Consider the following 18,962-nt stretch of genomic DNA (forward strand, 5'->3'; position numbering starts at 1 on the left):
CAACCCTTTGGGCGTTTCACATCTTGAGGTGGTTTGGGTATAGGAGCTTCACAGCACAATTTTCCCTCATGATTGACCTTGGCTTGGGGTGTAAAATAATTCACCGAGTTGATGTTCGATCATAAAGTTACGTGTCAACCTAAGTACATGTTTTGCCGTTGGTTGTAATAAGCATTCTGCAAGTAACTTTTCCATATCACTGACATTTAGTCGCCTAAGCACAAACTTAATTTTACTAATCGAAGCATAGTTCATACTCAAGCTTCGATACCCCATCGCAATAAGCAATAGTGCTCCTTCTGGGTCGCCGCCTAACTCGCCACACAAGCTAAATGGCAGCTCATATTGCTGACACTCTTGTGCTATTTTTAACAGCACTCTAAGAACACTTGGGTGATAAGGGTTAAATAGCTCAGCAACACGGGCATTTGAACGGTCAACAGCCAGCATATACTGAGTTAAATCGTTGCTACCCACAGAGCAAAAATCGACTTTTTGCGACCACTCTTCAAGCATAAATACACTCGAAGGGACTTCTAACATCACCCCGATTTCTGGGCGTTCTATTGCCTGTTCGGGGTATTGCTCACTTAACTCAAAATAGGCTTGTTCGAGTAGTTTTAACGATTCATCTACTTCTTCTGAGCCACTGATCATTGGCAACATGATTTTTAAATTACCTAGACCAATATTGGCTTTAAGCATTGCTTTGAGTTGATCTAAAAATAGCTCAGGATGGTCTAAGGTCACACGAATACCGCGCCAACCTAAAAATGGGTTTTCTTCCGTTATATTGAAGTAATCTAAAACCTTATCGCCACCTATATCAAGTGTACGCATCACCACAGGATTAGGGTGATAACTCGTTAGCACTTCGCGATACCACTTTTCTTGTTCTGACTGTGAAGGAAACTGGCCTTTTTGCATAAACCAAGCTTCGGTGCGATACAAACCAACCCCATCGCAAAATGGCTTATTATCATGCTCAGTATTTAATTCAAGGCCCGCATTAAGTAACAAACTAATGTGTTCACCATCTTTGGTAACTGCATCGAGGTTTTGCTCTGCCACAAAACGGTCGTTCAATAATGCTTCTTGAAATTTAAGCTGAGTGTATTCCTCTTGCAGCATTTGCGAAGGCGAGATATATAAACGTCCTGAATAGGCGTCTAAGATCATCGGCTTACCTTCAAACTGCAATAGCGGCACATCTTCAATACCCCAAATTGCTGGAATACCCATAGCACGCGTTAATATAGAAGCATGGCTATTTGCCGCACCATTAACACTCACGACCCCAGCAAGGTGCCCTTTTGGCACTTCAGCGAGCATGGCTGGGGTTAATGTACCGGCAATTAAAATCGTGTCTTTAGGGTAAGGCTTTGCCGCATGCTCGGTATTCACTAAATGGTGTAATACACGCAAACCAATATCTTTAACGTCAACGGCACGCTCTTTAATATAAGGGTCTTGCATCGCATTGAATTGAGTAACTAATTTCTCAATAACAATTTTCAAAGCACTTTTAGCGTTCCAGCCTTGCTGTAATTGTGCTTCAACATTTTGACCAAGGCTTTTTGCATCGAGCAACTGCTGATAAACATCAAAAACCGCGAGTGCTTCTTGTGGAATAGAGTCACTCAGCGTCATCGATAAGGTATTAAACTCGTTACGCGTTGCAGCGACTGCTTGTGTGAATAGTTTTCGCTGTGTGCCTACATCGTCATCTTTTTGTAATTCAATCGAATTGAAGTCGAGTTTAGGGATCACCACAAAGGCCTCGCCTATGGCAATACCTGGCGCACTTGATACCCCTTTAAGTACAGAGGTTTGGTGGGAAAACTCATCAACGCGTAATATTTCTTTTATTTCTGCATGAGCTAACTGAGAAGCCAGCTGTGCTGAAAGCGTAATTAAGAATGACTCTTCGTCAGGGCTAAAAACACGGGCTAGTTTTTGTTGAACAACAATAACCCCTAAAACCTTTTTCTGGTGCACAACTGGCACTGACAAAAACGCGTTGTAGCCTTCTTCATTAACTTCAGGTGAGAGTTTAAAACGTGGGTGTGACTTTGCAAAAGCAATATTAATGGGCTCTTCACGCTGAGCAACAAGACCAACGAGGCCTTCGGTAAAGCCTATACGAAACTTACCCACTGCATCTGGGTTTAGGCCTTGGGTGGCCATCAATACAAAGTTGTCTTGGCTGTAATCTGCAAAATAAATCGAGCAGCACTGTGTTTGCATGGCATCTTTTACCATTTGCACAAAACACCCTAGCGCACTGTTTAAGTCCGCCTGTTGCGACACTGCCTCAGCAATTGACCTGAGCGTGGCTAACATGATGCTGCTCCTTTAATTTAGATAAGGCAGGCCTTATCGTTTTTGTCGCCAATGATCTTTTTGTTGCTCTCGTTTATTAAACGGCATTGCAAACGGAGCAAACTCTTTCATTACTCGACGATATACATCGCGCTTAAACGAAACAACTTGCCTAACCGGATACCAATAACTCACCCATCGCCAATCATCAAACTCGGGGTGATGAGTTTTAAGTAAATTTACATCTTCATCTTTACAACGAAGTTTCAGTAAAAACCATTTTTGCTTTTGCCCAATACACACAGGACTTGAGTCTCTGCGAATTAAACGTTTGGGTAATTTATAGCGTAACCAATGTTTAGAACTTGCGACGATCTCAACGTCTTCAGGAAGCAAGCCCACTTCTTCGTGTAATTCTCTGTACATGGTTTGCTCTGCTGTTTCACCGTCATCAACACCACCTTGGGGAAATTGCCAAGAGTGCTGACCATAGCGACGAGCCCAAAATACTTGTCCCTGATTATTGCAAATTACAATTCCGACATTGGCACGAAAACCTTCGGCATCAATCACCTTAGTGCCTCATTTGTAAGTCGATTTTTATTGATTGTTCCACATAACCTGCGATACAGCAAACACTTTACACCGAAGCCTAAATTAGATTGAAAATAAAATTTTCAACAAATGCTTTTAATCAAGGTATTACGAAGTCATTTTTATAAAAATGCGGCGTTTGAATAAAATAACTATTTACAACCGTATTTTTATCAGCTTACCCACAGCTTGTGCATAACTTTTATAAATCATGCCTAAATTGCAAACAAATCCACAATCAACCGTTGAAATATCCACTTTCTCCACAGAAACTGTGGATAAACATGTTTATATATCTGTATTTATACAAACAACTGATTAATTAATGAAATGGAAACACCATATAAAAACATTAAATTAATTTAATATCAACTAGTTAGAGCTTAACAATCAAAAGTAACACTGGTTATTTTTAGCTCACACTTAACATGCGCAAAAAACACCCAAACACAAAGATATCCACTAAGGCGCGTATTTGCTATCATGAACGGGATAATTAGACAATCAAATAAACGCCTTATGCGACCAATAAAACCAGCCTCAGTAAACGAATTAATGCAACGTGTTGATGCTATTGCCGGCCTCACCTTAGGGCAATTAGCTGAGCAATATCAATTTAAAACTCCTGACGATTTACTACGTGAAAAGGGCTGGACTGGGCAACTTATTGAATATGTTCTTGGCGCAACAGCCGGTTCAAAGCCAACACCTGATTTTGAAGAATTAGGCATTGAGTTAAAAACGCTACCGATTTCATTTAAAGGCAAACCACTCGAAACAACCTTTGTTTCAGTCACGCCGCTTTTAAATGTAACAGGAATGACTTGGCAGCAAAGTACGGTTCGTAAAAAATTAAATCATGTTTTATGGTTACCGATTTTAGGCGAACGCGAAATACTGCCTTTTCACCGTACCATAGGCAGCGGCTTTTTATGGCAGCCAAGCGCAGAGCAAGATGCCCTTTTACAGCGTGATTGGGAAGAACAAATGGAGCTAATCGCCCTTGGTCGCGTAGATGAAATTTCGGGTCATTTAGGTGATGTAATGCAAATAAGGCCAAAAGCTGCCAATAGCAAAGCGCTGACTGATGCGATTGGCCCGAATGGCCAAATAGTACAAACCTTACCTCGCGGCTTTTATCTAAAAACAAGCTTCACCGGCGAGATCCTAAAACAACAATTTCAGCTATAAAAAAACCTCCCGAAGGAGGTTTTTTAGAGTCTTGATAGCTAAGCCAGATTACTGACCTTTAACCTCTTTAAGACCGTTGTAAGGTGCTTTTTCACCTAATACTTCTTCAATGCGAAGTAATTGGTTGTACTTAGCAATACGGTCAGAACGGCTTAATGAACCCGTTTTGATTTGACCAGCTGCAGTACCTACTGCTAAATCAGCAATTGTCGCATCTTCAGTTTCACCTGAACGGTGTGAGATAACAGCTGTGAAGCCAGCGTCTTTAGCCATTTTGATAGCAGCAAGCGTTTCAGTTAATGAACCGATTTGGTTGAACTTGATTAGGATTGAGTTAGCAATACCGTTATCAATACCACGCTTTAAGATCTTCGTGTTAGTTACGAACAAATCGTCACCTACTAATTGTACTTTGTCGCCAATTAGTTGTGTTTGGTGTGCGAAACCATCCCAATCAGACTCATCTAAGCCGTCTTCAATTGAAACAATTGGGTATTGCTCAGTAAGGCCTTTAAGGAAGTGGTTGAATTCTTCAGAAGTGAATTTTTTACCTTCGCCTTTAAGGTCGTAGATATTCGCTTCTTTGTCGTAGAACTCAGATGCAGCACAGTCTAGAGCTAGAGTGATATCTTTACCAAGCTCATAACCTGCATTTGCAACAGCTACCTTGATTGCAGCAAGTGCCGCTTCGTTTGATTCAAGGTTAGGAGCAAAACCACCTTCATCACCTACTGATGTAGAGTGACCTTCAGCTTTAAGTACTTTTGCTAAGCTGTGGAAAACTTCAGCGCCCATACGTAACGCTTCACGGAAGTTTGTAGCGCCAACTGGCTGGATCATGAACTCTTGAATATCAACAGAGTTATCAGCGTGCTCACCACCATTGATGATGTTCATCATAGGTAATGGCATTGAGTAAACACCTGGTGTGCCGTTTAGGTCTGCGATGTGCTCATAAAGCTCAACGCCTTTTGAGTTTGCAGCCGCTTTAGCTGTTGCTAAAGACACAGCTAAGATAGCGTTAGCACCTAGTTTTTCTTTGTTTTCAGTACCATCTAAGTCAAGCATTACTTGGTCAACCGCTTTTTGATCAACTGCGTTTTGACCTTTAAGCGCTTCAGCGATTTCGTTGTTGATATAGCCTACTGCTTTTAAAACACCTTTACCTAGGTAACGTGCTTTATCACCATCACGTAATTCAAGCGCTTCGCGAGTACCTGTTGATGCACCAGATGGTGCTGCAGCACGGCCCCATGAACCATCAGCTAAATGTACATCAGCTTCAACAGTTGGGTTACCACGCGAGTCCATGATTTCGCGACCAATCACTTTTACGATTTCTGACATCTTGATTCCTCTTTTCCCGAAAATGGTGAGTTTGTGCCAATTTTATTAATTATCCTTAATGCCATTGGCTTATTAAAACAAATAAGCCGTGCATAAAGCACGGCCTATTTAAATTACGATGACGCTTTTTGGTGAGTGTGTGCAGCTGCAACAAACCCTTCAAACAGCGGGTGACCATCACGTGGTGTTGACGTGAATTCCGGGTGGAATTGCGCGGCAATAAACCAAGGGTGATCTTTATTCTCAATAATTTCGACTAGTTTCTTATCTTCAGATAAACCAGTGAAACTTAAACCTGCTTTTTCAAGCTGCTCTACGTAGTGATTATTCACTTCGTAACGGTGACGGTGACGCTCAACAATCTCGTCGCTACCGTACACTTCGCTTACTTTAGAACCCGGTGTTAAATGACACTTCTGAGCACCTAAACGCATAGTACCACCTAGGTCAGATTGCTCATCACGCACTTCAACGTTACCATCAGCATCTTGCCATTCTGTGATCAAACCAACAACTGGGTGTGCTGATTTAGCGTTAAACTCAGTTGAGTTTGCACCTTCAAGGCCTGCAACGTTTCGCGCATATTCAATAAGCGCTACTTGCATACCTAAACAAATGCCTAAGTAAGGAACTTTATTTTCACGTGCATATTTAGCCGCTAAGATCTTACCTTCAACACCACGGCCGCCGAAGCCACCTGGTACTAAGATAGCATCAAGGTGAGACAGTAACTCTGTACCTTTGCTTTCTAAGTCTTGTGAATCAACGTATTCAATGTTCACTGTTAAACGGTTTTTCAGACCCGCATGCTTTAATGCTTCGTTTACTGATTTATATGCATCTGGTAGTTCGATGTACTTACCAACCATACCAATTGTCACTTCACCTGTAGGATTAGACTCTTGATATAACACTTGCTCCCACTCAGATAAATCTGCTTCAGGACACTCAAGGTAGAAACGACGACATACGAAGTTATCTAATTCTTGTGACTTAAGTAACGCAGGGATCTTATAGATGCTTTCTACGTCTGGTAATGAAATAACAGCTTTCTCTTCAACGTTAGTGAAAAGTGCGATTTTCGCGCGCTCGTTATTCGGTAATTTACGATCAGAACGACAGATTAAGATATCTGGTTGGATACCAATTGAACGTAATTCTTTTACAGAGTGTTGAGTTGGCTTAGTTTTAACTTCACCTGCAGGGCCTAAGAATGGCACAAGCGTTAGGTGGATAAACAAAGCGCGCTCACGGCCAATTTCAGTGCCTAGCTGACGAATTGCTTCTAAGAAAGGTTGTGACTCGATGTCACCAACTGTACCGCCAATTTCAACGATTGCTACATCGCGACCTTCAGCACCGTCGTATACACGTTGCTTAATGTCGTTTGTGATGTGTGGAATAACCTGAATTGTTGCACCAAGGTACTCACCACGACGCTCACGTCGTAATACATCTTCATAAACACGACCTTGTGTGAAGTTGTTGCGGCTAGTCATCTTGGTACGGATGAAACGCTCATAGTGACCTAAGTCAAGGTCAGTCTCTGCACCGTCTTCAGTTACAAATACTTCACCGTGCTGAATTGGGCTCATAGTGCCTGGGTCAACGTTAATGTAAGGATCCAGCTTTAAAATAGTCACGTTAAGACCACGTGCTTCTAAAATAGCGGCTAATGACGCTGCTGCAATACCCTTACCCAACGAAGAAACAACCCCGCCAGTTACGAAGATAAATTTTGTACTCATGCGAACCCTAGAATATCAGGAATTAAAAGGAATAATATAGAATCAAGACGGGGCGATATTATAGCAAAGGGGCTGCTATCAATCCAGATAAAATTAGCAAATAAGTGCACAAAAAACGAGCTCGGTTACACTGTACCCAAGCTGTATCATTACTGACTTAGTTTGCCTGCTTTTTAATGGCTTCCCATGCGTTGTCCATTTCTTCGAGGCTAGCCGTTTCTAAACTTTGGCCACGTTCATCTAGGTAAGCAGCCACTTTTTCGAAGCGTGACGCGAACTTAGCATTGGCACTTCGTAATAATTGCTCTGGATCGCGCTTAATATGACGGGCTACATTTACCGTTGCAAACAGTAAATCGCCAAGCTCTTCTGCACTGTGCTCTGAGTATGGATCATGAGCCAGCGCTTCTTTTACTTCGTCGACTTCTTCAGCAACTTTATCAAGTGCACCATGATAACTTGGCCAATCAAAACCAAGGCTTGCTACGCGCTGTTGAATCTTCTTCGCTTTTGAAAGACCTGGCATTGCATCCGGAATGTCTTGCCACAGGCTCATTTGTGGCGAGGCTGATTTTTCTGCTCGCTCTTGTGCTTTTATAGCTTGCCACTGCGCTGAAAGCTCTGCATCCGACAGTTCACTTTGCTCTGCAAAGACGTGGGGATGACGACGGACTAGTTTTTCATTAAGCGTATTGGCCACATCGGCAAAATCAAATAAGCCCTGCTCTTTAGCAAGTTGAGCATAAAAAATAACTTGAAACAGTAAATCACCAAGCTCACTTTTAAGCTCTGTAAGTTCACCTTTTTCAATGCAGTCTGCTACTTCGTAAGCCTCTTCAAGGGTGTGCGGCACAATGGATTTAAAATCTTGCTTTAAATCCCACGGGCACCCAGAGTCTGGGTCCCGCAGTTTGGCCATAATTGCAAGCGATTGCTCAATAGCGTGTTTATCTGCCATTACGAATGACCACGCTTTGCTTCATGAACACCTTCTATTTGGTGAAGCTTCGACAATAAGCGGTTGGTACTTGATAAGTCATGCACTTCTACCTGCATTGAAAACAGAGCAAGCTGTTTATCTTCAACCGTGTTAACGTTCATGTTCAGCACATTCACTTTTTCATTGGCAAGTACTGAGCTGATATCTCGAATAAGCCCTGAACGATCCGTTGCTTCTACTTTTATCGTTAATGAGTAAGAGCCATTGATATCATCTGACCAACTTACCGATATCACCCTCTCAGGATGATTATTCTTAAGCTTTTCAAACGAATCGCAATCTTCACGGTGAACGGCAATACCACGCCCTTGGGTGATATAGCCAATGATTTCATCGCCAGGCACCGGTCGGCAGCACTTCGCAACATGGCTCATTAAGCTACCTACCCCATCAACAACAATGCCGTTCTTATCACCAGAGACACTTTTTGGCTTTTTAAACTTAATTTGCGGTTCGTCATCATCACGATCACTAATAAAGTTTAATAACTGATTTAAGCGAACATCACCTGCGCCTACTGCCACCATCAAATCTTCAAGGCCGCGTAAATTAAAGCGCTCGATTGCAGGCGCCAGATCTTTGGTTGTTAAATCTAACTTTTGGAGCTCAGTTTCAAGAATTTCTTTACCAGCACTTAAGTTTTTATCCCGATCAAGCTGCTTAAACCAATGATGGATTTTAGAGCGTGCTCGTGATGATTTAATATAACCAAGCGATGGGTTTAACCAATCACGGCTTGGGTTAGGCTGCTTTTGAGTTAGAATTTCAACCTGATCACCAGTACTTAATTGGTAAGTGAAAGGCACAATTTTGCCAAACACTTTTGCGCCAATACAGCGGTGCCCTACATTTGAGTGAATGTAATAAGCAAAATCAAGCGGTGTCGCGCCCAGTGGCAAATCATAAATATCGCCTTTTGGCGTGAACACATAAACACGGTCTTCAACAACTTGGTTTTTGAGCTCTTCAGCTAAGTCACTACCATCAACAACCTCTTCTTGCCATTGCAGTAACTTACGTAACCAACTAATTTTTTGCTCATAGCCTGAACCACGCCCTGGTAGTGCACCTTCTTTATACATCCAGTGCGCAGCAACGCCCAGCTCTGCATCTTGATGCATGTCGCTCGTACGAATTTGGATTTCGACAGTTTTACCTTCAGGGCCAAATACCACGGTATGAATCGACTGATAACCGTTTTGCTTTGGTGTTGCTATGTAATCATCAAATTCTTTATTTAAATGACGCCAATTGGTATGCACAATACCTAACGCCGCATAACAATCTTGTAGGCGCTCTACCACAATGCGCATAGCGCGAATATCGAAAAGCTGATCGAACTCGTAGTTCTTCTGCGCCATTTTTTTGTAAATGCTGTAGATATGCTTTGGTCGCCCATATACCTCACCTTCAATACCTGCTTCAGCCAAGCGTGCTTTGACTAAAGCAACCATGTTTTCCATGTAAGCTTCACGAGCAAGGCGCTTATCATCCAGCTGTTTGGCGATGTTTTTATAAGTCTCTGGGTGCAGATAACGGAACGAAAGATCTTCAAGCTCCCATTTAAGCTGACCAATGCCTAATCGGTTAGCAAGGGGTGCAAAAATATCGCGAGTTTCTTTAGCGGCAATAACGCGCTCTTCTTCACTGGCGTCTTTCACATCACGTAAGTGGCAGACCTGTTCTGCCAGTTTGATCACCACGGCGCGCACATCTTCAACCATGGCTAGTAACATACGGCGGATATTATCGATTTGCACTGTACCTTTGCCTTGATGGGCTAAGGTACTAATGGTGGCCATTTGGCTTACGCCTGTTAGTAATAATGCAACGTGATTGCCCAACTTGTCGGTGACTGTCTCAATCGAGATTTTTTCAGCTAAAAAATAAGGCGTTAAAAATGCTGTCGCAAGCGAGTCTGCATCTAAATTAAGCTCAGCTAAAATCTCCACCATTTCAATGGCTGTGTTTTCACGTTTTGCATCATCGCAATGCAGGCACAATTGGTGAGCCTGCTCTAATAAGGTATGTTTGTCTTCTGTTAGCGCTAACAGCTCGATACGGCTGGCAAAATCACTCGGCTTTGTTAGCTGATGTGACTGTCTAGTGGCTACCATGTGCGCTTTACCTCCTGTGAAATAACGCCATCGTTTCAATATGCCCGGTATGTGGGAACATATTCATAAGCCCAATTTTTTCAATGCTAAAGCCTGCTTGTAGAATAATTGCACTGTCACGGGCTAAAGTAACAGGATCACAAGAGACGTATAAAATCGTTTTAAACTGAGTAAGTGGTAGCTGCTCTAAAATGGCCATTGCGCCAGTACGTGATGGATCAAGCACTAACACATCAAGTTTGGCACTAAACCAAGCAGCTGATTGCATTGATTGTGTTAGATCAAAGCAATAAAAATCGGTATTCGACAATGAGTTAGTTTGCGCATTTTGTTTTGCTAATGCAACCGCAGAATCGACCCCTTCAACACCAATAACATAATTAGCATACTTTGCAATCAATAATGAAAAGTTACCAATACCACAGAATAAATCCAGTACCTGCTCATGACCTTGTAAATCTAACCATTGTTTTGCTTGATGCAACATGGCTTGATTCACTTGCGGGTTAACCTGAATAAAGTTTTCAAGGCCAAATTCAAAGCGTAAATCATAACCTGGTATCTGGTAGTACGGCATAGGGTGGTCACTGTGATCAATTTCACCGCTTTGTGATTGCCAAACAACACGCCAGCTATATTCATTACAGGCCGCGACGACAATGGCTTTTAACTCTTGATTAATAGCTTTCGTGTGCCTAATGACCACAAAGGCTGCATTATCAGCTTCGCATAATTGTAAGTGGCTAATACTACTCAGGCCTGAATGGCTGTTGATAAGAACATCAAAGACCGTAAAAACATCTCTAAAAGTGCCAGTAAGTACATCACAGTTCTCAATGCTAACCAGTTGCTTAGAGCCTTGAGCTCGATACCCCACTCGCATTTTTTTGGCGGCTTTGTCGTGCATTACAGCAATACGCGCAGAGCGACGATAATGATGCTCATCACTGAGCAAAGGTGCTTGCCAATTTAAGTCATCGGCTTTAGCAAATTTACTAAATAGCTGACTCACCGCTGCTTGCTTCTCAACGAGTTGCTGCTTTGCATCAAGGTGTTGTAACTGACAGCCACCACACACTTGATAATGCTGGCAAAAAGGAGTAACCCTATGCGCTGAGGCTGATAGCACTTTTTTACAATCTGCACTGGCAAAGCGCGCTTTATCTTCAATCAACAAGGCTTTTACTTCTTCACCCGGTAAAGCACCATTAACAAAACAGACTTTATTTCCTTGCTTAGCAACGCCTCGTCCTTGGTGGTCCATAGCTGTGACATTGAGGGTTAGCATTTTTTGCGAAACGGATTTTTTTTTGGCTTTGAAAATCTGTGCCATCGGGCAACACCTTAATTATTGATAAAGCGGGAGTAAGTATATACTCTTAAACAACGATAATAATGATAACAACATTCTTTATGACTAAATTTGGCTTACGTGACTCAGTCTTAACCCTTACACTTATACCGACTGTGATCATAGGCTTGTTGCTGGGCGGTTATTTTACAATAAATCGTTACATTGAGCTCGATGAAATTTTATATCAGCAGGGTGTAACTATCATTGAGCCCCTCGCGATTGCCGTTGAGCAGCCTTTAATAAAGCGTGATAAAGCCTTATTAACTCGCTTAGTGAGTCATACACATAACAAACACTCCCCTGCTATCCAATCCATTGCTATTTTCGATGAAAACAATGAGTTGGTGATTTTTAGTAAATACCAAAGTGAATTCAAAGAAATTGTCAAAAGCAATGCAAACAGCATGGATGGCATTCAAGTACAAAATTCTGAGCACTATCTAACATTCTCTACTGCGATAATTAATCATAGCCGCCAAGACATGATTTGGAATCATCACAGCTATCAAGCATCACTAGGTACTGTGGTGATCATGCTCAATAAACAACAAGCCATTATTGGCCAGCAACGAGCCTTACTGGTCAGTGGCGTGGTAATTTTACTGGCGCTAATACTTGCGACCGTACTAGCATTTAGATTGACTCGTATGTTTATTCAGCCACTTAATAAGTTAGTACTAGCTACCGACAAGCTTATTGAAGGTAAAGTCGATACGGGGCTTGACCAAAAAATGTTTGGTGAGTTTGAATTACTACGCGCAGGCTTAAACACCATTTCTGAAACCATGGTCATGCAACGTGATGAGATGCAAAAACACATTGACCAAGCAACCTCAGATTATCGCGAAACACTCGAACAATACGAAACCCAAAATATTCAGTTAAGTATTGCTAAAAAAGACGCGCAAGATGCGAACCGAGTTAAATCTGACTTCTTAGCTAAAATGAGTCACGAATTACGTACACCGTTAAATGGTGTAATTGGTTTTACACGCCAGCTTTATAAGACTCCGCTAAATAAGCATCAAAAAGATTATCTCGATACCATCGAGCTTTCGGCTAACAGCTTAATGACTATTATCAGTGATATTCTCGACTTTTCGAAATTAGAAGCCGGTGCCATGGAACTAGAATCAATGCAGTTTCAGCTCCGTGATAATATAAACGAAGTACTAACCTTACTGGCGCCAAGTGCTCACGAAAAGCAACTTGAACTCTCTATATTTATCCACCCGCAAGTGCCTGATAACCTCACTGGCGATCCGACACGCTTCAAACAGATTTTGATCAACCTGTTAAGTAATGCCATTAAGTTTACTGAAAAAGGCTCTATCAAGGTTGATGTTGGCTACCGTTTATTGGATGAAGAGCGCGCCTCTATTTTGGTGTCTGTGACCGACACCGGTGTGGGTATCCCAATGGATAAACAAGATGCGCTATTTACTCCATTTGGCCAAGCAGACTCGAGTATCACCCGTAAATTTGGTGGTACAGGCCTTGGTTTAATCATCACTAAACATATTGTTGAAGCGATGAATGGCCGCATTACTCTAAACTCAGCACCTGGTAATGGTACCTGCTTTACGTTTAATGCCGTATTCAGAACGCCAAGTAACTCAATTACCAGTGACTTACCGACCCAATCACTGATCAATAAACGTATTCTGTATCTTGAGCCTCATGAGCATACCCATCAAGCAACGTTATCGCTACTGCATGAATGGCAAACTCGCGTTACCGCCTGCATGGATGAAGAAAGCTTCTTAAATGAGATCAACAAAGACTTCAGCTACGATATTTGTATTATTGGCCATACCGCCACAATCGACGATATGCAGCAACTGAAGAGTTATGTAAAAGCAGTGCGCCCTGTCACTGATTATTTATACATTATGCTCAATACCGTTTCGCATAATATGCGTGAAGCCTTTGTTGGTAGTGGTGCAGATGCTTGCTTGAGCAAACCGCTTAACCACCGTAAATTATGTGAGGTACTTGCTGCGCCTTACCGCCTTGATCACCCGGTGCATAATATTGAGCAAGGTGATGAAAAGTTATTACCACTAAAAGTACTGGTTGTTGACGATAACGATGCCAACCTAAAACTTATTTGTACCTTGCTTGAAGAACAAATTGAGCTAATTGATACCGCACACAACGGCTCACAAGCTTACAGCTTAAGTAAAAGCCACAAATATGACCTGATTTTCATGGACATCCAAATGCCAATTATGGATGGTATTACAGCATGCAAACTCATACGTGAGTCATCTCTTAATGAAGATACGCCTATCATTGCGGTAACCGCTCACGCCTTAGCAGGTGAAAAAGAGCAACTGCTTAAAGATGGCTTTAAAGGCTACTTAACTAAGCCTATTGATGAAGATATGCTAAAACAAATAATCAGCGATCATAGCCCGCAATCGCCGATTAATCGCGAACGCAGCAAAACTGCCACAGTAGCTTCAGAGCCCCCATTTGAAAGCGCCCGCCTCGATTGGCAATTGGCACTTCAACGCGCTGGCGGTAAAGAAGAGCTAGCGCTTGAAATGCTCAACATGCTATTACTCAGCGTGCCTGAGACCTTACGCCTACTCAATGAAGCTATAGAAAAAGAAGACTGTGAACATGTACTTAGCATAGTCCACAAGTTCCATGGCGCATGTTGTTACACCGGCGTCCCCAAACTTAAATCCCTCGCAGAAACCCTCGAAACAGCATTAAAAAGCGATTGCGATTTAAATTACATTGAACCTGAATTATTTGAGCTAATTGATGAGCTGAATAATTTGTTAAGTGATGCGGGAATGGTTGAGCAACAACGATAAAAGTTAGCATGAATATCAAGGAAGATTAATGTTTTTTATTTTATTTTTGATTTTTACATCATTATCGTTCTTTTGGTTTATTCTCAGTTATAAAAAGCTTGGTGGAATGGTAAACGATTACGTAAAGATCAATTACACAGAGCAATGGCAAGAATACGAGAATAAAGCCCGTTTAATGGGAGTAAAACCTAACTCAATTGTGTTTCATTCAGTTAAGAAAGGTGAATTTTCGGCCATAGATGATGGTGTTTTGAAAAGTTTCAAGAAAAAACATCATTACATAGTAACCCTACTCTGCCTATCGCCACTGTTATCATCCTACCTCTCAGAATTTATTGTTTACCTGAACAAATAAAAACGCGGTGGATATTATCTCCACCGCGTTCAGTATTGAAATTTGCTGGCTCTTATTAAAGCCGTCAGCTAAAGTCTTGCTTCAATCATTAAACGTTTCATATCGCTGACTGCTTTTTCTAAACCATCAATCGCTGCACGGGCAATAATCGCATGACCAATGTTTAACTCATAAATTTCTGGCATTGCCGCAATGGGTTTTACATTGTGATAATGAAGACCATGACCTGCATTTACGATTAAACCTAGGCTATCAGCATATTGTACGCCGCTACGAATGCGCTCAAGCTCAGTGTGAAGCTCTTCGTCATTTTCAGCATCGGCATAAGCACCGGTGTGAATTTCAACGTAAGGAGCATTACATGCTTTTGCAGCGTCAAGTTGCGCGTTGTCAGCATCAATGAATAACGAAACCTTAATTCCTGCTGCTGTTAGCTTTTCTGTAGCTGCTTTTACTTTTTCAAAATTACCCACAACATCAAGGCCACCCTCAGTGGTAAGCTCTTCACGCTTTTCAGGCACTAAACAAACATAAGCAGGTTTCACTTCAAGGGCGATGTCGATCATTTCATCGGTGACTGCAATCTCAAGATTCATACGTGTTTGAATCGTTTTTGCCATCACATATACGTCGCGGTCTTGAATGTGACGACGGTCTTCACGCAAATGAATGGTGATACCATCTGCACCAGCATGCTCTGCAACAGCTGCAGCATGCGCAGGATCTGGGTAACTCGTGCCACGCGCTTGGCGTAAAGTGGCAATGTGATCAACGTTTACACCAAGAAGAATATCTTTCATTTTTTTACCTGTTTAAAACAACGATTCAAGGCTGTTCATCAGCCTACTTAATAAATAACTCACGGCTTTTTAATGGCTTTTTGCCAAGTAAAGGCTTGAGTAGGTATCGACTTAATTGCTTTGCCATATATAACACATCAGGGGCGCTAAAGTCATGAGCCGCTATGGCATTTAATTGCTTTCCTGAAAAACCACTATGAGGGTCGTCATGCAGTAAAAAACCGTATTCAGCAAAGTACTGGTAATTTGCTGCATCGTTTATTTCATCCCCTTCGGCATCAACGCTAAAATCAACGCCATAACCCAGCATCTCTAAAAGTTGAAACTCGTAAGAACGCAGCACTGCTTGTAGGTTTTTAGTGGTTGATAACTCGTCAAGATGCTGTTTATACAAATGATAAACGCTTTCCATCGGCTCATTGATAGGTACGATACGATTGGTTAATTCGTTCATATAGAAGCCGCAATAGAGCTCGGTGCCTTTTAACATTGTTTGCCCGCCATGGGGCTCAAAACGATTGATGTATTTTAAATCAGACTTACCGCTGTATTGTACAAGCAGTGATTGGAAAGGTTGTAATTGTGCTTTATGTTTAGTGGCCTGGCGGCCACTAATGCGAGCCAGCATTCTTAGCTGACCTACGCCTTCTACCAGCATATCAAGCATGACTTGCGAGTCACTAAATGGACGTCGGTGCAGCAAGTATGCTGTGTAGAATTCGCTATCCATGGCGTGTAGGACTTTACTTAGTCTTCACCATAGCCAAGGCTACGTAGTGCACGCTCATCATCGGCCCAACCTGATTTCACTTTTACCCAAAGTTCTAAAAACACTTTGTTATCAAGCATGCCTTCAAGATCTTTACGGGCTTCACGGCCAATCACTTTAAGCTTTTCGCCTTTATTGCCGATCACCATACGCTTTTGCGTTTCACGCTCAACTAGGATCAAACCATTGATTTGCCAAACGCCGTTTTCTTGCCATTTAAACTGCTCGATCTCAACGGTCACTGAGTACGGTAACTCATCGCCCATAAAGCGCATCAGCTTTTCACGGATCACTTCTGCCGCCATAAAACGCATTGAGCGGTCCGTAACGTAATCTTCAGGGAAGTAAAACTCACAAAGCGGCAGACGTTTGGTTACTTCTTGTTTGATTAATTCAATATTTTTACCTTGCTTCGCAGAAACAGGAATAATACCAACAAAATCAAACTTATTGCCCAAGAAATGCATGTGCGGAAGCACTAAATCGCGGTCTTTCACTTGGTCAATTTTATTCATAACTAATAACACTGGGCGACCACTTTGACGTACTTTGTTAAGTACCATCTCATCGTCTTCGTTCCAGTGTGTGCCTTCAACCACAAAGATGATCAGTTCTACATCGCCAATTGAGCTTGATGCAGCACGGTTCATTAAACGGTTAATTGCGCGTTTTTCTTCTACGTGTAAGCCTGGTGTATCCACATAAACAGCCTGGTATTTACCTTCGGTATGAATACCCATAATACGGTGACGCGTGGTTTGTGGCTTACGAGAAGTAATAGACACCTTTTGCTCAACAATATAGTTAAGTAAGGTTGATTTACCTACATTTGGGCGGCCAACAATGGCAACCATCCCACAGTGCGTATCTAGCTCTGCAGGTTCTTTGCTAATTAAATCATCAAGATTCATTTTTAAGTATCTTTAAGGCTTTTTCAGCGGCTTTTTGCTCAGCTTTACGACGTGAGCTACCTACTGAGATAATGCTATCCATCCCTTCAACAATACATTCAACCGTGAATGTTTGATTGTGCGCTTGGCCTTTTGTATCAATTACAGTGTAGCCAGGTAACGATAATTTGCGCGCTTGTAAGTATTCTTGAAGTAATGTTTTCGGATCTTTTTGATTTAAGCCCGGTGAAATTGCGTCAAGACGCGACTCGTACCAACTTAAAATTAACTCACCACATTGTTCAATGTTTGAGTCTAAGAACACCGCACCAATAATCGCCTCTACGGCATCAGCAAGGGTTGATTCACGGCGAAAACCACCGCTTTTAAGCTCACCCGGACCTAAGCGTAAGTAATCGCCTAAGCCAAACTCAAGGCCAAATTCAGCCAAGGTTTGACCTCGCACTAGGGTCGAACGCATGCGGCTTAAATCACCTTCGCGTGCTTTTGGAAATTTAGTATAAAGCGCATTCGCAATCACAAAGCTCAAAATTGAATCGCCCAGAAACTCTAAGCGCTCATTATGTTGGCCTTTATGACTGCGGTGCGTCATTGCCTGCTCAAGCAAAGCTTGATCAGTAAATGTATAACCTATTTTGTTGTATAACTCTGTTACGTTTTTTTTCATCGTTACTGAATATTACCTAGGCGTTCAAAACGAACACCAGTTGGAACCCAGCCTGGTAAAAAGTCATCTGGGCCATTTTCAAATTCAAAACTCATCCATATAAAGACGGCTTTACCTACCAAGTTTTCTTTTGGTACAAAGCCCCAAAAGCGACTGTCTTGGCTATTATCACGGTTATCACCCATCATGAAATAATGATCGGCAGGAACAACCCACTCGTCTGAGCGTGTACCCGGTTGTTGATAATAACGGCCTTTCATTTCAGGAGCTTGCGGGTTAATCAAAATATTATGATTCACTGTGCTTAGGTTTTCTTCTAAGCGCACTAAATTCATCGAACCCTGCTTGAACTCGTCACTATTGAGGATTTCCATATCAATTTTGTTGTATTCATTACACAGCAAATCACCTTGCTGCGTCACACCTTCTGCACATTTTGGCTGAATATAAAGGTGCTTATTGCGATAAACAATTTTATCGCCCGGTAAACCAATCGTACGTTTAATGTAATCAACACGCTCGTCTAATGGGTATTTAAATACCACAATATCACCACGCTCAGGTTCACTTACATCAACTAACTGGCTGCGCCAAATTGGGTCTTTGATGCCGTATGAGTACTTCTGTACCAAAATGAAGTCACCCACTAATAGGGTTGGCATCATTGAGCCAGATGGAATTTGAAACGGTTCAAAAATGAAAGAGCGAAAAATCGTAATCGCTGCAATCATCGGAAAAATTGACTTAGCCGTTTCAGTGATACTTGGCTCAGGCGCAATTAATGCTGCGGTTTCTTCGTCTAATTCACCACCTGCTGCATTTTGAGCAAGGGCAATGCGCTGCTGACGTTTTGGCGCAAACATAAAGTGGTCGATTAACCAAATTAATCCTGAGCCTAGCGTTAGCAACACTAAGAAAATAGAAAAGTAACCCGCCATGCATTAATTCCTTTATTTACT

15 protein-coding genes are annotated in these 18,962 nt (G+C 42.0%); 3 read left to right on the forward strand and 12 right to left on the reverse strand.

Annotated features, from left to right (window positions below):
* Positions 1 to 66 precede the first annotated feature (66 nt).
* Both ptsP and rppH read right to left on the reverse strand, forming a co-directional pair.
* Positions 67 to 2,343, reverse strand: coding sequence for a phosphoenolpyruvate--protein phosphotransferase (gene ptsP / locus CWC28_RS19360; RefSeq protein WP_105175269.1), 2,277 nt, complete (start codon positions 2,341 to 2,343; stop codon positions 67 to 69).
* Positions 2,344 to 2,376: 33 nt separating this feature from the next.
* Positions 2,377 to 2,895, reverse strand: coding sequence for an RNA pyrophosphohydrolase (gene rppH, locus CWC28_RS19365; RefSeq protein ID WP_063706472.1), 519 nt, complete (start codon positions 2,893 to 2,895; stop codon positions 2,377 to 2,379).
* 540 nt (positions 2,896 to 3,435) lie between these two features.
* Between rppH and mutH the strand changes: the two genes are divergently transcribed.
* Positions 3,436 to 4,107: a DNA mismatch repair endonuclease MutH gene (gene mutH, locus CWC28_RS19370; RefSeq protein WP_063707194.1), complete on the forward strand. Its 672-nt coding sequence runs from the start codon at positions 3,436 to 3,438 to the stop codon at positions 4,105 to 4,107.
* A gap of 48 nt (positions 4,108 to 4,155) precedes the next feature.
* Here the strand turns inward: mutH and eno are convergent, their stop codons facing one another.
* The 5 genes from eno to rlmD form a co-directional block, all read right to left on the reverse strand.
* Positions 4,156 to 5,454 (reverse strand): phosphopyruvate hydratase, encoded by a 1,299-nt coding sequence (gene eno, locus CWC28_RS19375; RefSeq protein WP_062566760.1) that lies wholly within the window; start codon positions 5,452 to 5,454, stop codon positions 4,156 to 4,158.
* 113 nt (positions 5,455 to 5,567) lie between these two features.
* Positions 5,568 to 7,202: a CTP synthase gene (gene pyrG, locus CWC28_RS19380; RefSeq protein WP_063706470.1), complete on the reverse strand. Its 1,635-nt coding sequence runs from the start codon at positions 7,200 to 7,202 to the stop codon at positions 5,568 to 5,570.
* Positions 7,203 to 7,359: 157 nt separating this feature from the next.
* The gene (gene mazG, locus CWC28_RS19385) at positions 7,360 to 8,160 is read right to left on the reverse strand and encodes a nucleoside triphosphate pyrophosphohydrolase (RefSeq protein WP_063706468.1); all 801 of its coding nucleotides are present in this window, start codon (positions 8,158 to 8,160) and stop codon (positions 7,360 to 7,362) included.
* Complete coding sequence (gene relA / locus CWC28_RS19390; RefSeq protein WP_063706466.1) at positions 8,160 to 10,319, reverse strand: GTP diphosphokinase; 2,160 nt, start codon at positions 10,317 to 10,319, stop codon at positions 8,160 to 8,162. The genes mazG and relA overlap by 1 nt, the downstream gene beginning before the upstream one ends.
* 7 nt (positions 10,320 to 10,326) lie before the next feature.
* Complete coding sequence (gene rlmD, locus CWC28_RS19395; protein WP_063706464.1) at positions 10,327 to 11,652, reverse strand: 23S rRNA (uracil(1939)-C(5))-methyltransferase RlmD; 1,326 nt, start codon at positions 11,650 to 11,652, stop codon at positions 10,327 to 10,329.
* A gap of 80 nt (positions 11,653 to 11,732) precedes the next feature.
* Here rlmD and barA point away from each other — a divergent pair, with 80 nt between their 5' ends.
* Both barA and CWC28_RS19405 read left to right on the forward strand, forming a co-directional pair.
* The gene (gene barA, locus CWC28_RS19400) at positions 11,733 to 14,501 is read left to right on the forward strand and encodes a two-component sensor histidine kinase BarA (protein ID WP_063706462.1); all 2,769 of its coding nucleotides are present in this window, start codon (positions 11,733 to 11,735) and stop codon (positions 14,499 to 14,501) included.
* A gap of 28 nt (positions 14,502 to 14,529) precedes the next feature.
* Positions 14,530 to 14,856, forward strand: a complete 327-nt coding sequence (locus tag CWC28_RS19405) for a hypothetical protein (protein ID WP_063706460.1) — start codon at positions 14,530 to 14,532, stop codon at positions 14,854 to 14,856.
* Between the two features lie 68 nt (positions 14,857 to 14,924).
* On the opposite strand, the gene pdxJ is transcribed toward CWC28_RS19405, so the two are convergent.
* From pdxJ to lepB, 5 genes are read right to left on the reverse strand one after another with little or no spacing between them, the layout of a single operon-like run.
* The gene (gene pdxJ, locus CWC28_RS19410; RefSeq protein WP_054554340.1) at positions 14,925 to 15,656 is read right to left on the reverse strand and encodes a pyridoxine 5'-phosphate synthase; all 732 of its coding nucleotides are present in this window, start codon (positions 15,654 to 15,656) and stop codon (positions 14,925 to 14,927) included.
* Between the two features lie 43 nt (positions 15,657 to 15,699).
* Positions 15,700 to 16,386 carry a DNA repair protein RecO gene (gene recO, locus CWC28_RS19415; RefSeq protein WP_063706458.1) on the reverse strand — a complete coding sequence of 229 codons (687 nt, stop codon included), beginning with the start codon at positions 16,384 to 16,386 and terminating at the stop codon, positions 15,700 to 15,702.
* Positions 16,387 to 16,403: 17 nt separating this feature from the next.
* Positions 16,404 to 17,336, reverse strand: a complete 933-nt coding sequence (gene era / locus CWC28_RS19420) for a GTPase Era (protein ID WP_063706456.1) — start codon at positions 17,334 to 17,336, stop codon at positions 16,404 to 16,406.
* Positions 17,326 to 18,003, reverse strand: coding sequence for a ribonuclease III (rnc, locus tag CWC28_RS19425; protein ID WP_054554337.1), 678 nt, complete (start codon positions 18,001 to 18,003; stop codon positions 17,326 to 17,328). The genes era and rnc overlap by 11 nt, the downstream gene beginning before the upstream one ends.
* 2 nt (positions 18,004 to 18,005) lie before the next feature.
* Entirely contained in the window at positions 18,006 to 18,941 is a 936-nt protein-coding gene (lepB, locus tag CWC28_RS19430) for a signal peptidase I (protein ID WP_063706454.1), read from the reverse strand.
* Positions 18,942 to 18,962 lie beyond the last annotated feature (21 nt).

The organism is Pseudoalteromonas sp. S4492 (genome assembly GCF_005886115.1).
Classification (GTDB): Bacteria; Pseudomonadota; Gammaproteobacteria; order Enterobacterales; family Alteromonadaceae; genus Pseudoalteromonas; species Pseudoalteromonas gelatinilytica.